Raw genomic sequence first — 10,801 nt, 5'->3', positions numbered from 1 at the left:
CGTCATCCTCACCGGCGTGCACCGTGGCCGAGCCAGATGGGAGACCTTCGACGGCGGCACGGGCGCCTGCAGCGATGCCGAGTTCATCCGCGGCCACCGTCCCATCCGCGTGAAGTGTTAACCGCCCTGGATGCTGGGCCCGTCGAACTCTGGCGGCACCTCCACGTCGTCGTAGGGCATCCGGTACCCGCACGCGCACACGAAGCCGTCATGCTCCGCGCGCAGCACGGTCCCGTCGCGCGGGCACGTCGGCTGCGCGAAGTCCAGATCATCCACCCGCACGACCCTACGCGCGTGCCCACATTTTGCCCACATCCTCCTGGTCATGCACCGTCAATCACGCCGATCACCGTCGCTCCCGCCGCGTAATCTCGCGGGTAGGACGTGTCCAAGCGGGCGTCGGCATAGTTCGATTCCCCCCAGCTCCACCAGCCGTTGTCACGGAGATCAACCCCCGCGTTCCCTTACGAGAGCAGCGAACGCGGGGGTTTCTTCATGCCTGCGCGACCCGTGGATGACCCGCAGTGAAGCGGTCAGCCCCGCGCGTCCGGTGACTGGCTCGGAATGTGCTTCGGCTTCAGGGACCGCGCCCGGGCTTCGCCGCTGGTTCTCGCTTGCGCTTCCGGGGGCACCGCTCCCGGAGGGGCGACCCGCCGCGACACTCGACCCCCATCGTCGGCCCAGTGCTCGGACGCGTCACGGTCCTCATCATCAGCGGCCCCGTCCGCCTCCTCACCGGGCTGGGGATCGTTGTTCCCGGCAATGTCACGCACCTTCTTCGCCGTCGCCGCGGTAGCGTCTTCGACAGCACCGGTGAGGTCGTTGACCTTCTTCTCAACTGCATCCACCACCCGTTGCGTGAGGTGGGAGGCACCCTCGGACGCCGACGTGATTCGATCTCCAACGGACATGGCGTGCTCCTTCATCATCCCGTCGTGAGCCGGCGGGGGCGTGCTCAGGTCTCAGTTCGACCCTTGCCTGCGCGGTTCCGCACAAGCCCGAAGATCACGGTCCCGACGAACAGGACGATTCCGATGATCGCCAACCAGAGCAGACCTTTGATCGCGAAGCCGACGACCGAGAGCACGGCCCACGCGACCAGCAGAATGACGAGTACGGTCCACATGCTGCCCACGCTACGCCGCGCAACCTCCGATGGATACCCCAGGTGCCACGCCTGCCGCACTGCTGCTCCGCGGTGCTCGCGCGACTGTCCCGGCGGGGTGTGACAGCGCACCCCCGCCGCCGAGGTTCGGAGTACCGGCACCGCCGATCGCCAGTTCGTACCCCGAAGGAGGATTCGAGACTGCCGCTGACCGAACCCGCCGCCCGTCACCCCGCTCTCACCCCTGACGGATGGGGAGCGGGCCGGCACTTCTGCGTTCAGCTTGCCGTTCGGAACCTCGTGTATCCTGGCGCATCCAATCAACGAATGGGGGATGCCATGGGCATTTTCGAAGATGCGAAAGAGACCATCGGCGAGGCCGCGAAGCAGGCCGGACGCGCCGTCGAGGACGCCGTCGACCGGGTGAAGGACAAGGCCGACGAGGTCAAGGCCGACGCCGAGGTCAAGAAGGCCGAAGCGGAACGCGATTCCGTGAAGGCCCGCAACGACGCCAAGGAGAACCTCCGCGACTGACCATGCCGCGGAGTGCATGAGAACCGCCCCATCTTCCTCGGAGGGTGGGGCGGTTTCGTCGTCGGTCAGGAGGCTGAGCCCACCGGGACCGCCGCGTGCCGGGCGGGGTGCACCCTTGCATCCCGCGCGTTTGGAGCTCCCGACTCCGCAGGTCGTCCTGCGACCGCGTCAGTCGACCATGATGCTCAGCAGCATCCATCCCTCGGGGATCTGCGCGTCGAGGGCTTCGCGGGTCTCCGCGGTGATCTCCTCGATCGGCGCGATCCGGTAGATGGTCTGCGTGCGCGCGTCCTTCACATCCCAGCCCTCGGGAGTGGCGGCGTAGACCTCGCGGATGAGATCGGTCAGGTCCATCGGCGGGAGATCGAGGGTTCGGGTTTCGGAGGGACGGATTCGACCTGTGAGCACGGCTCCCAGACTATGCCCGCGCGAACCGCGGCCGCGGCGCGAGGCCGCTCAGCGCGACGGCGAGGACGTCGTCGGCCAGGTGCTCCGGTTCGACGGGGCCGTCGGCGCGGTACCACTCCACGAGCGAGTTGATCATGCCGAAGATCAGGCGCGTCGCGACTCCGGCATCCAGATCCTGTCTCACGAGTCCCTCGGACTGCGCGGCGCGCACGAGATCGGTCACGGTGTGGTCGAAGCGGCGCCTGCGCGCGAGCGCCGCGGTCTCGATGTCGCTGTTGCCGCGCAGACGCAGCAGCAGCGTCACCTGAGGTTGGCGTTCGGTGAGCACCAGAACGGCACCGCGGATGATCGCCGTCAGCCGCTCCGAGGCGGTGGGATGCTGAAGGGCATCGTCCAGCGCATGCTCCAGGCCGCCCAGAGCGTCCTCCAGCGCGACCTGCAGGATCTGCTCCTTGGAGTCGACATGGTGGTACAGCGCGGCCTTGCTGAGGCCCAGGCGCCCGGTCAGGTCGGAGACGGAGGTGGCGTCGTAGCCCTGCTCGTTGAAAAGCTCGACGCCGGCGCGGATGATGTCGGCCCGATCATGGCCCGGGCGCCCACGGCGGACGCCGCCAGGGGTGCTCGTCATCGCGTCATCCTCGTCATGCGATCAAATCTAGCCCCGCGCCGGCTCGATTCCGTCGTGGGCGCGGGCCCCGACTCGACTAGGATGGAGTAGTTATCCGACGATCGAGAGGCGTTCGACGTGGTCGACTTCATCGTGTTCATGGTTCTGTTCCTGGGCGGGTTCTACCTGTTCGGGCTCGCCTGGAACGTTCCGGAGGGTCAGGGCTTCGTCTTCTCCGCAGGCATCATCCTGGTGAGCCTCGCCCTCGCATACGGGATGCGCCAGCGCGGTTCCGCCACCCGCCGCTCCGATAACTGGAACAAGCAGCGCGGCGACAAGTGATCGCCCGGTGCCGCGCTCAGCACGGCACCGCCTCGTGGCGCCTCGGCGTCACGGAACCCAGGTGATGAGGACAAGTCCCTGCTTGGTGTCCGAGAACTTCACCCAGCCGTCTCCGAACTCGTAGGTCATCCCGAAGCCGTCGTCGTCCTTCGCGATCGCGTAGTCCGGATCCTCGGTGTAGAAGACCGAATCTCCCTTGTTGGAGCGCACCCAGCCGTCGGCCTGCAGACCCGCCTGCGCCGTGCGCGCCTTGGCGGGGTCCAGCGGGCCCCACGCGTACATCTGGCCGTGGTCGGATGCTGTGCTGAAGTCCGCCCACAGGCACTCCAGGCCGCCGGTGACCAGGACGTCGCCGATCTGGAACTCCTGCTGCTTCGATGTCCAGCCCTGCGATTTCAGCGCCTCGACCGTGCCCTTGGTGATGATGGTGTCGCAGGTGGGTGCGGCGGTCGGCGGGGGCGAGGCGTCGTCTGGGGGCTGAGTCGCGACGGTGGCCTTCGGCGTCTGGGCGGGCTTCTCGCTCGATGACGGGGTGGCGGGCGGGGGCGTCGAACCGCTGCAAGCGGCGAGCGAGAGTGCGGCCAGCAACGCGCAGGCAGCGAGGGGGAGTCGCGTTTTCATGTGATCCGTGGGGGAGGGATGCGTGCAGCGCTCAGGAGCGCGGCACGTCGCGGAACAGGGACAGGAATGAGCCGTGCAGGATGCCGTTGGTGGCCAGTGCCGACAGCGCGGACAGCGTGTCCTCGCCGTCGAAGGAGGTCATCCGCCCGCCGGCCTCGCGGACGATGGGGACGGCTGCCGCGATGTCGTACGGTTTGACGTCGAACTCGGCGACCATGTCCAGCCGGCCCTCGGCCAGCAGCATGTAGCTGAAGATGTCGCCATAGGCACGGTCGCGCCAGACCCGATCGGCCACCGCGAGCAGCTCGGGCAGCCTCCCGGCATCCGCCCACTGGGCGATGCTCTGGAAGCTCACGCTGGCGTCGTCGAGGGAGTCGACGCCCGACACGGATATGCGGCGGGGGCCACCGCTCGTGGCGGTCCACGACCCGTTGCCGGCGGATGCCCACCAGCGGCGTCCGAGGGCGGGCATGCTGACCACGCCCACCTGCGGATCCCCATCGACGGCGAGGGCGATCATGGTGCCCCAGAGCGGCACGCCGCGCAGGAAGTTCGCCGTTCCGTCGATGGGATCGATGATCCACTGGCGGCTCGCGTCGCCCTCGGTGCCGTACTCCTCGCCGAGGATGCCGTCACCCGGGCGCTCCGCGTGCAGGATCTCCCGGATGGCCCGCTCGGTGGCGAGGTCGGCATCTGTGACGTGCGAATGGTCTGCCTTGAGGGACACCTGCAGGTCGGCCGCGTCGAAGCGCGGAAGGGACTGCGCATCGGCCGCGTCGGCCAGACGCAGCGCCAGCGCGAGGTCGGCGCTGAGGTCTGTGGCGGTGAGGGGAGCGGTCACCTGAACAGGATAGTCCGGGGTTCTCGCCCGTTACGGCGGATCGCATATCGGTCTCAGAACGATGCGCGGGTCTGGCCGGTTCCCGGGCAACGCGCCCGGGATCAGAGAACGATTTGGCACGGCCCGGCGCCGCTGGTAATGTAATTCCTCGGCCGGGGATGCGTCCCGGGCCACGCACCTCTAGCTCAATCGGCAGAGCAATTGACTCTTAATCAATGGGTTCAGGGTTCAAGTCCCTGGGGGTGCACGGAGAAACCGGCTCTGATCAGGTAAGTTTTGATCAGGGCCGGTTCTGTATTTTCCGTGCAGACATGTATCAGTCATGATGCTTCGGCTTCTGCTTGCCCTTCTTCTTCGGCTTCAGCGCCTTGCGGCGGGCCTTCTCGAGCCGGTCTGTCACCTCATCGAGCCGATCCGGGAACAGGTGCCCGTAGGTGTTCAGCGTCTCCGAGGCGTCAGCATGTCCGAGCATCGTCTGCACCACCTTCACATCAGCACCCGAGGCGATCGCCAGGGATGCCGCAGTGTGCCGCAGCTTGTGCGGAGTCAGACCCAACTCGCCGAGTGCCGAGTTCTTCCCCGCGCCGGCGCGTTCGAGTGCATCTGCCCACGCGCGGCGGCGCCAGTTGTGCACATCGATGCGAGCACCGCGCTTGCTGCGGAACACCCAGTCATCATCCTCCCGACCCTTGAGCAGCGGCCTCAGCTCACTGGTGAGGAACTTCGGGATCGGCACGGTGCGTGCCTGCCCTGTCTTCGGCGCCCCGACCGTTCCGCGACCTTTGGCATCGAGCGTGACCGTTGAACGGATCCGCGCCCGGCGCGTTGTCAGATCGACATCTGCCACGCGCAGCGCCGCCGCCTCTCCGATCCGCACGCCGACGTATCCGAGGAACAGGATCAGAACGCGGTCTACGCCGCGCTGTGCGCCCTCAGCGAGCGCTTCAAGCTCCGGGATGCTCAGGAACACCTGCTCGGCTCTCTCGCGGCTGTCCAGCTCGATGCCCTGAGCAACGTTGGTTGGAATCCACTCGTGCGTTGCCGCGTATGACAGTGCCGCAGAAACGATCGAGTACAGCCGGCGCACCCGTGAGGCGCCGAGGCCGGCCCGATCGCCCTTGAATTCAATCCTGTAGGCGCGTGGCGCCGTGCCGGCATAGAGCGCGCTCACCCACGTCTCGATGTCCTGGCGAGTGATGCTGCCGATCGCTACGCCCTTCCATCGTGGGTCGATCCACACGCGGATATCCTGCTCGTACGCGTGCCTCGTGGCACCCTTCGTGCTGCGCTTGCTCTCCATCCACAGCTTGACCACGGCTCCGAGAGTGCGCTTGCCCTCGTGCAATGGGCGGTACGTGCCAGACCGGATGTCGTGCTCGACTTTCGCGAGGAATTCGGCGGCGAGTGGCTTCGTGCGGAACATCTTCGCGCGCAGCTTCTTCGACCCGTCCGGCTGCTGCTCGTACCAGTCGACCCGCCACCGCGACCCGCGCCAGGCGTCCACGACTGCGGCACCGTCGCCGATGCTGTCCGCGTGAGCCTCAGCATCGTCTCGCATATCGAAGGACTGGCTGCGGCGCTTCAGATCCGCATCCTTCCAATTCACGCGCCACCGTGCGCCCGTGTGGCGGTCTGTGATCCATGCCCTAGCCATCAGTGGAGAACCCCCGTTCGCGTGCCTCGGCGACGATCCGGGTTGCAGTCGGCTTGCTCACTCCGTAGACATGGGCGACTCGCTCGAGTGGCGGATCCCCCATGACGCGGGCTGCGACATACTCGCGGGCGGCATCCCTGTACTCGCTCTCCGAGCGTGGGCGGGGGAGCGAGTTCGTGGCTGGGCGCCATCCGTCGTCAATGCCGCGGATGTACCGCTCACCGCTCCGGCGGATCCACTCTTGAGCGCGGACGCGCCGGAGTCCGGCTGACGTGACGGGTTCATGATCTTGCCCGCGTCGGATTACATGAACCTCATCGATCTCGTACCGACCTGACGCGGGCTGATAGGTGCACATGAAGCGCAGGTGGAACGGTTCGTCAGTGTTGTCGGCGCTTTCGTATCCGCTGATCGTGGCGGGAAGTCGCAACGCAGGTTGAACTTCTACGAACTCTCGATTATCAGGCACGTAGAGAGCGTACCTGATCAAGCTTTGACACGCCATGAAAGTATGTGTACAGTCGTCAACTGATCAAGTGATGACAAAACATGATCAGCAAGCAACTCCACAGGGATAAGCGTTCTGGTGCGGATCACCAGCGTTGCAACGTCGAGATGACATCGCAGCGCTACCGGCCAGGGTGTGAACTCCGGATCACGTAGGGCACAGGCCGGTGCACGCGTCCGGGAACGGGTAGGCGACCCGATCTCGCCACATCAGATGATCCCGAAGGGGGAGCACATGGCTAAGACAGCTACCAAGGAACTGCTGACGCCCGGCGAAGTCGCCGACTGGCTCGGCGTGACGATTCAGACCCTCGCTGCATGGCGATACAAGAAGCACGGTGGCCCGGACTTCACCCGGTTCGGGCGGATGATCCGCTACGAGCGTTCTCGGGTGCAGGCGTACATCGATGCCGGGCGCGTGGAGATGGCTCGATGACTGTCGTTCCAACGCCCACAAGGAAGCCCGCGACAGGTTGCAGCCTGACGCGGGCAAAGACCGAACCATCAACCAGCACTGATCAGAAGGAAGCGACCATGACCATCATCGCAGGATCCGAGCAGCCGCGCTACGTCGTCACCGGGACGGACGTGCTCGACCGTGAGTCGGGGCGTCTGGCGAAGTTCGGAAACGCCGGCGTCGCCCAGCTTGGCGCGGACTGGTTGAACGGGCCGGATGCCACGCCCGAGGACTACGTGTGGAGCGAATCGGTGGCGCCGGAGAAGAGCAAGGCTGAGAAGGCACGCGCCCGGCGCAAGTATCGGGCGCTGCACGCCCCGGGCGGATCTATTGCTGCTGACGATCGTGTGACTGTTGAAGATGCTCCCTCGAACCGTGCCGAGGTCATCGTCAATCCGTTCCGGGGAGCCAAGCACTACAAGTACGACGCCAGCGGCCTTCCGCTGATCGTCCGCAAGACCAGCCGTGGCCAGAGGGTGCGCATATGGCGGACACCTGACGGCAAGTGGTGGAGGGAAGCCGGTGCCATCCAGGTTCGGAAGTGGGACGGCGAGGGCAAGTCGACTGCCGGCGGTGAGCGTGCGTTCGTGCTGACTTTGTTCAAGGGCGCGAACGTGGCGGATCTCGAGTACCTCCGAGAGTATGTAGATCGTGCTCGTGCTGACAGGCTCGTGAGGCCGCTGTGGCAGCGTGTGCACGCTGACTGGGCGGATCGACAGACCTTTCATCTGGGGGTCAGTCGCCCCTACTCCGATCCATACGTGCATTCGGACAAATCGCCGTTGATCTGGTTCTGCGACGACATCCAGTGCTCGGCTGCGTGGCACGAAGAGGGCGCGGACCACGAACACGACGAAATAACGAACGACGACTACACCCTGACTATCTGGCGGGGGCGCCACAAGAAGAAGTGGCTGCTGTCCGTCACCGTCGACTCGTGTGGCCTGAACTCCCGTCAGGCAGCTTCACTCGCGAACGACATCCAGTGGATGCAGCAGACCTGCGACAAGCTCAACGCTCCCACGGTGACGGCGTGAAGGCCATCTATGCCGGAGGACAACGGATCGAAGTCAGCATGTCGGGGAGGTTCGAGGGCGCGCCGGCTGTACGGCTCGAGGCTCCCGAGCTGGTGGAACTCACACCGGACTCGGCCAGGATGCTGGCGCTGGCGCTGATCGAGCATGCTGCGGATGTCGCCAAGCGTCTGAACCGGGGGAGTGGCCGGTGAGCATCGAAGCGATGACGATCGCCCTCCATCATTCGCGGGCTAAGGGGGCGACCAAGCTCGTGCTGATGGGGATAGCCAACCACGACGGCGACGGCGGCTCGTGGCCGTCCGTGGCCACACTGGCGAAATACGCGAATGCCAGCGAACGGACTGTGCAGTACGCCATCAAGCAGCTCGAGTCGCTCGGAGAGATCAGGCGCCATTTTCAGGATGGTGGCCGCGCGTCGATGTGGGATCACCTGAGGCCCAACAGGTACGAGTTCCTGCTGCGGTGCCCGCCGCGCTGCGATCGCACCTCAGCCCACTACGTGCCGAGATCCGTCACGTTCGATCGGTCGGAAGCAGGGGAACTCATTCCAGGCCCGTGGCATGAGAGGGGTGAAGCAGGTTGCACCCCTAGGGGTGAAGCAGGTTGCACCCCACCGGGTGAAGCCAGTTGCACCCAAACCGTCCCTACGGAACCGTCCAAGAAAAGTCCGGTAGATCGCCGCCCAACGGCGATGGCAACCGAACCTCAGAAGAAGTACATCCGACACATGCAGTCGATCATCGGCGACTGGGCATCCCACGACGACCCCGAGGCGATGACCTGCGAAGAGGCTGACGGATGGATCGGAACGTGGATGGGAGATTACCGGGCAGCAGGTGGAGGCCGGGACAGAGACAAGGGGGTGTGGAGCGATGAGGAACGAAGAGACGCCGCGTTCTGAACGCGCGGACGCGGACATGCTCGATGGGCTGGGCAACGTCGAGCGGGACGACTGGGCTGAGTTTTGGCGTACGTGGATACGCAAGAAGGACAAGCATCGTGCCGAACTGGCATACCGTCGTGCACGCCACGTCGCGACCGCCGAGCAGATCCTGACAGCCGCCCGCGCGTACGCGGCATCGGTCGTCGGCGTACCCGCGGCGCAGACGAGATGGGCTGTGGAATGGCTGGCAGCCGCTGAGTGGGAACCGAAACCCACGGCGTCGACTACGCCGCGCCCCGCTCGCGCTCGCCGCAGACGCGACCCATCGAAGCCTGTCCGGCGACCCCACGGCGTCACCCGCGTGGCGTCCGCGGATCCCGAGCACCCTCGGGATCGCTGGTGCCGCGCTCACGGGATCAAGGTCGAAGAGTACGAGCGCCGGAAGGGGGATGCCGATTGGCTCGAGAGGATCAAGCGCCGCGGGATCGTGGCTTGAACTGGGAGCAGGAGTCACACGCCCTGCACCGTGAAGTCGAACGGTGGCAGAGAGTGGCACTCGCCAACGCGCAGCAGCTCAGCGCCCACGGCATCCCACTACCCGGGGCGCCCGCGCTCGCCGAAGAGGCCGAGCCGGGCGCCCCAACCCCGGCACACGTGGAGATCCTGCGTCTACAGGTAGCACTCGACACCGCCAAGCAGCAGGTGAACCGCTGGCGCACCCAGTGCCTGAACGTCGCCGCCACGCTCACCAACCAGCACCAACCGAAGGAGAACACATGACACCCACAGCCCCGCGGAACACCCCGCTGGCATCCCCTTTCATCGCGCGCAGCGATCGGCTGTTCACCTCAAAGCCAGAGTTCTACAAGCGCAACGTTCAGGCCGGCTCCGACGCCGGAGCCGGCCCCGCAGTCCTCACGACGCCAGATGGGCGAACCGAGCGCGGCGTGCTCATCGGTGGACTCACTCCACACCCAGTCGTCATACCCCGCGCGGAAGCGATCAGACTCGCCACCGAGATCGCCGACGCCGCTACGGTGGGCGCATGATATGGGCAGACGGCACCCCGTATAGGTGGATGACGATCCCGGAAGCGGCGCGCCGGGTCTGCGTCTCCGAAGATACAATCCGGCGCTACATCCGCCAGGGGCATCTGAAGCGCCACCTCGGGCGAGTCTCCGAAGGGGAACTGGTGGAAGTCGAAGCGGCGGCCCGGAAGCGCGCCGCAGCCAGCCGCTTCAAGGAGAATTCCGCGTGATTCGCGGCCTACGCAACAGTGTGTTAGGCTAAGCGCCATAGGCGTGAGCTGGAAGAATCGGTTCGCGCCTTTCGCGTATCTGAACGCGATCGCCGTCGTGGGGTCTGACGATCCCACCACGCAGCACCGAGCCTTAGCCGGGTAGGTGTGCTGCGCAGGCCTGAGAACGACCGCACCCACTCATTCTTGCGATGAGATCAGGCGCGGCTAACGCCCTCACCGCACCCCTTCCCGTGTTCTCAGGCACGGCAGGGGCACAACCCCCACGATGCACCCGGCACCCATCCCGCCGAGCGTGCATCGTGGGGGTCTTTTTCGTATCCGGGCATCACGCCCACCATCTCAACCGAGAGGAAGACCCTATGAGTCTCTTCGAATTCAACCGTGCCGCCGAGCGCGTCGAGCAGATCGCTGACGAACTCCGCGACATCTCCCGCCAGACCTTCAACCAGCTCGACGCGGAGCGCGACGCCCGCAACCGGCTGAGTCACGTGCTCTTCAACGGCGGCAACAACTCCCAGGATCAGCGCATCATCAGCGCCGAGGT

19 protein-coding genes and 1 tRNA gene are annotated in these 10,801 nt (G+C 65.8%); 12 read left to right on the top strand and 8 right to left on the bottom strand.

All coding sequences use genetic code 11. The annotated features are described in order from the left end of the window. Nucleotides 1-117: 117 nt before the first annotated feature. From WA967_RS14595 to WA967_RS14585, 3 genes are all read right to left on the bottom strand, one after another. Nucleotides 118-276, bottom strand: a complete 159-nt coding sequence (locus WA967_RS14595) for a hypothetical protein (protein ID WP_424424063.1) — start codon at nucleotides 274-276, stop codon at nucleotides 118-120. A 257-nt stretch (nucleotides 277-533) separates the two neighbouring features. Further along, nucleotides 534-911 carry a hypothetical protein gene (locus WA967_RS14590; protein WP_424424060.1) on the bottom strand — a complete coding sequence of 126 codons (378 nt, stop codon included), beginning with the start codon at nucleotides 909-911 and terminating at the stop codon, nucleotides 534-536. A 44-nt stretch (nucleotides 912-955) separates the two neighbouring features. After that, nucleotides 956-1,126 (bottom strand): hypothetical protein, encoded by a 171-nt coding sequence (locus WA967_RS14585; protein ID WP_424424058.1) that lies wholly within the window; start codon nucleotides 1,124-1,126, stop codon nucleotides 956-958. 306 nt (nucleotides 1,127-1,432) lie between these two features. Here WA967_RS14585 and WA967_RS14580 point away from each other — a divergent pair, with 306 nt between their 5' ends. Further along, the gene (locus tag WA967_RS14580) at nucleotides 1,433-1,639 is read left to right on the top strand and encodes a hypothetical protein (protein WP_424424056.1); all 207 of its coding nucleotides are present in this window, start codon (nucleotides 1,433-1,435) and stop codon (nucleotides 1,637-1,639) included. Between the two features lie 168 nt (nucleotides 1,640-1,807). On the opposite strand, the gene WA967_RS14575 is transcribed toward WA967_RS14580, so the two are convergent. Together WA967_RS14575 and WA967_RS14570 are read right to left on the bottom strand one after the other, a co-directional pair. Beyond that, complete coding sequence (locus tag WA967_RS14575) at nucleotides 1,808-1,993, bottom strand: hypothetical protein (protein WP_424424054.1); 186 nt, start codon at nucleotides 1,991-1,993, stop codon at nucleotides 1,808-1,810. A 64-nt stretch (nucleotides 1,994-2,057) separates the two neighbouring features. Then, a complete protein-coding gene (locus WA967_RS14570; RefSeq protein WP_424424053.1) occupies nucleotides 2,058-2,675 on the bottom strand; it encodes a TetR/AcrR family transcriptional regulator in 618 nt (205 codons plus the stop codon). A gap of 117 nt (nucleotides 2,676-2,792) precedes the next feature. On the opposite strand from WA967_RS14570, the gene WA967_RS14565 reads away from it, so the two are divergent. Continuing rightward, nucleotides 2,793-2,996, top strand: a complete 204-nt coding sequence (locus WA967_RS14565; RefSeq protein WP_424424050.1) for a hypothetical protein — start codon at nucleotides 2,793-2,795, stop codon at nucleotides 2,994-2,996. A 48-nt stretch (nucleotides 2,997-3,044) separates the two neighbouring features. On the opposite strand, the gene WA967_RS14560 is transcribed toward WA967_RS14565, so the two are convergent. Next, nucleotides 3,045-3,617 (bottom strand): hypothetical protein, encoded by a 573-nt coding sequence (locus WA967_RS14560; RefSeq protein ID WP_424424048.1) that lies wholly within the window; start codon nucleotides 3,615-3,617, stop codon nucleotides 3,045-3,047. A 31-nt stretch (nucleotides 3,618-3,648) separates the two neighbouring features. Then, nucleotides 3,649-4,458 (bottom strand): inositol monophosphatase family protein, encoded by an 810-nt coding sequence (locus WA967_RS14555; protein WP_424424045.1) that lies wholly within the window; start codon nucleotides 4,456-4,458, stop codon nucleotides 3,649-3,651. 174 nt (nucleotides 4,459-4,632) lie between these two features. Between WA967_RS14555 and WA967_RS14550 the strand changes: the two genes are divergently transcribed. Then, a tRNA-Lys gene (locus tag WA967_RS14550) sits at nucleotides 4,633-4,705 on the top strand. A gap of 69 nt (nucleotides 4,706-4,774) precedes the next feature. Here WA967_RS14550 and WA967_RS14545 read toward each other — a convergent pair. After that, entirely contained in the window at nucleotides 4,775-6,016 is a 1,242-nt protein-coding gene (locus tag WA967_RS14545; protein ID WP_424424043.1) for a tyrosine-type recombinase/integrase, read from the bottom strand. Nucleotides 6,017-6,854: 838 nt separating this feature from the next. On the opposite strand from WA967_RS14545, the gene WA967_RS14540 reads away from it, so the two are divergent. From WA967_RS14540 to WA967_RS14500, 9 genes are all read left to right on the top strand, one after another. Then, entirely contained in the window at nucleotides 6,855-7,055 is a 201-nt protein-coding gene (locus tag WA967_RS14540; RefSeq protein WP_424424041.1) for a helix-turn-helix domain-containing protein, read from the top strand. A 98-nt stretch (nucleotides 7,056-7,153) separates the two neighbouring features. Beyond that, entirely contained in the window at nucleotides 7,154-8,113 is a 960-nt protein-coding gene (locus WA967_RS14535; RefSeq protein WP_424424039.1) for a hypothetical protein, read from the top strand. 38 nt (nucleotides 8,114-8,151) lie between these two features. Then, nucleotides 8,152-8,304, top strand: coding sequence for a hypothetical protein (locus tag WA967_RS14530; RefSeq protein ID WP_424424037.1), 153 nt, complete (start codon nucleotides 8,152-8,154; stop codon nucleotides 8,302-8,304). Continuing rightward, nucleotides 8,301-9,014: a helix-turn-helix domain-containing protein gene (locus WA967_RS14525; protein WP_424424034.1), complete on the top strand. Its 714-nt coding sequence runs from the start codon at nucleotides 8,301-8,303 to the stop codon at nucleotides 9,012-9,014. Before WA967_RS14530 ends, WA967_RS14525 begins: the two co-directional genes overlap by 4 nt. Beyond that, nucleotides 8,986-9,492 carry a hypothetical protein gene (locus WA967_RS14520; protein ID WP_424424031.1) on the top strand — a complete coding sequence of 169 codons (507 nt, stop codon included), beginning with the start codon at nucleotides 8,986-8,988 and terminating at the stop codon, nucleotides 9,490-9,492. Before WA967_RS14525 ends, WA967_RS14520 begins: the two co-directional genes overlap by 29 nt. A 53-nt stretch (nucleotides 9,493-9,545) precedes the next feature. Continuing rightward, the gene (locus WA967_RS14515; RefSeq protein WP_424424028.1) at nucleotides 9,546-9,776 is read left to right on the top strand and encodes a hypothetical protein; all 231 of its coding nucleotides are present in this window, start codon (nucleotides 9,546-9,548) and stop codon (nucleotides 9,774-9,776) included. Then, on the top strand, nucleotides 9,773-10,045 hold the full coding sequence (locus WA967_RS14510; RefSeq protein ID WP_424424026.1) for a hypothetical protein: 273 nt from the start codon (nucleotides 9,773-9,775) through the stop codon (nucleotides 10,043-10,045). Before WA967_RS14515 ends, WA967_RS14510 begins: the two co-directional genes overlap by 4 nt. Nucleotides 10,046-10,074: 29 nt before the next feature. Further along, nucleotides 10,075-10,254, top strand: coding sequence for a helix-turn-helix domain-containing protein (locus WA967_RS14505; protein WP_424424024.1), 180 nt, complete (start codon nucleotides 10,075-10,077; stop codon nucleotides 10,252-10,254). Nucleotides 10,255-10,616: 362 nt separating this feature from the next. Continuing rightward, nucleotides 10,617-10,801: hypothetical protein (locus WA967_RS14500; protein WP_424424022.1), on the top strand; the 185-nt coding region annotated here is incomplete at its 3' end.

Origin of the sequence: Microbacterium sp., from assembly GCF_049650565.1 — a bacterium.
GTDB lineage: Bacteria > Actinomycetota > Actinomycetes > Actinomycetales > Microbacteriaceae > Microbacterium.
The sequence above is the reverse complement of the archived record's forward strand: the minus strand, read 5'-3'. Positions and strand labels throughout refer to the sequence as shown.

Excerpts from the sequence above, each read along its gene's own strand:
- WA967_RS14590 (WP_424424060.1), bottom strand. The coding sequence starts at position 911 with ATGTCCGTTGGAGATCGAATCACGTCGGCGTCCGAGGGTGCCTCCCAC.
- WA967_RS14585 (WP_424424058.1), bottom strand. The coding sequence starts at position 1,126 with ATGTGGACCGTACTCGTCATTCTGCTGGTCGCGTGGGCCGTGCTCTCG.
- WA967_RS14580 (WP_424424056.1), top strand. The coding sequence starts at position 1,433 with ATGGGGGATGCCATGGGCATTTTCGAAGATGCGAAAGAGACCATCGGC.
- WA967_RS14575 (WP_424424054.1), bottom strand. The coding sequence starts at position 1,993 with ATGGACCTGACCGATCTCATCCGCGAGGTCTACGCCGCCACTCCCGAG.
- WA967_RS14570 (WP_424424053.1), bottom strand. The coding sequence starts at position 2,675 with ATGACGAGCACCCCTGGCGGCGTCCGCCGTGGGCGCCCGGGCCATGAT.
- WA967_RS14560 (WP_424424048.1), bottom strand. The coding sequence starts at position 3,617 with ATGAAAACGCGACTCCCCCTCGCTGCCTGCGCGTTGCTGGCCGCACTC.
- WA967_RS14545 (WP_424424043.1), bottom strand. The coding sequence starts at position 6,016 with ATGCGAGACGATGCTGAGGCTCACGCGGACAGCATCGGCGACGGTGCC.
- WA967_RS14540 (WP_424424041.1), top strand. The coding sequence starts at position 6,855 with ATGGCTAAGACAGCTACCAAGGAACTGCTGACGCCCGGCGAAGTCGCC.
- WA967_RS14535 (WP_424424039.1), top strand. The coding sequence starts at position 7,154 with ATGACCATCATCGCAGGATCCGAGCAGCCGCGCTACGTCGTCACCGGG.
- WA967_RS14530 (WP_424424037.1), top strand. The coding sequence starts at position 8,152 with ATGTCGGGGAGGTTCGAGGGCGCGCCGGCTGTACGGCTCGAGGCTCCC.
- WA967_RS14520 (WP_424424031.1), top strand. The coding sequence starts at position 8,986 with ATGAGGAACGAAGAGACGCCGCGTTCTGAACGCGCGGACGCGGACATG.
- WA967_RS14510 (WP_424424026.1), top strand. The coding sequence starts at position 9,773 with ATGACACCCACAGCCCCGCGGAACACCCCGCTGGCATCCCCTTTCATC.
- WA967_RS14505 (WP_424424024.1), top strand. The coding sequence starts at position 10,075 with ATGACGATCCCGGAAGCGGCGCGCCGGGTCTGCGTCTCCGAAGATACA.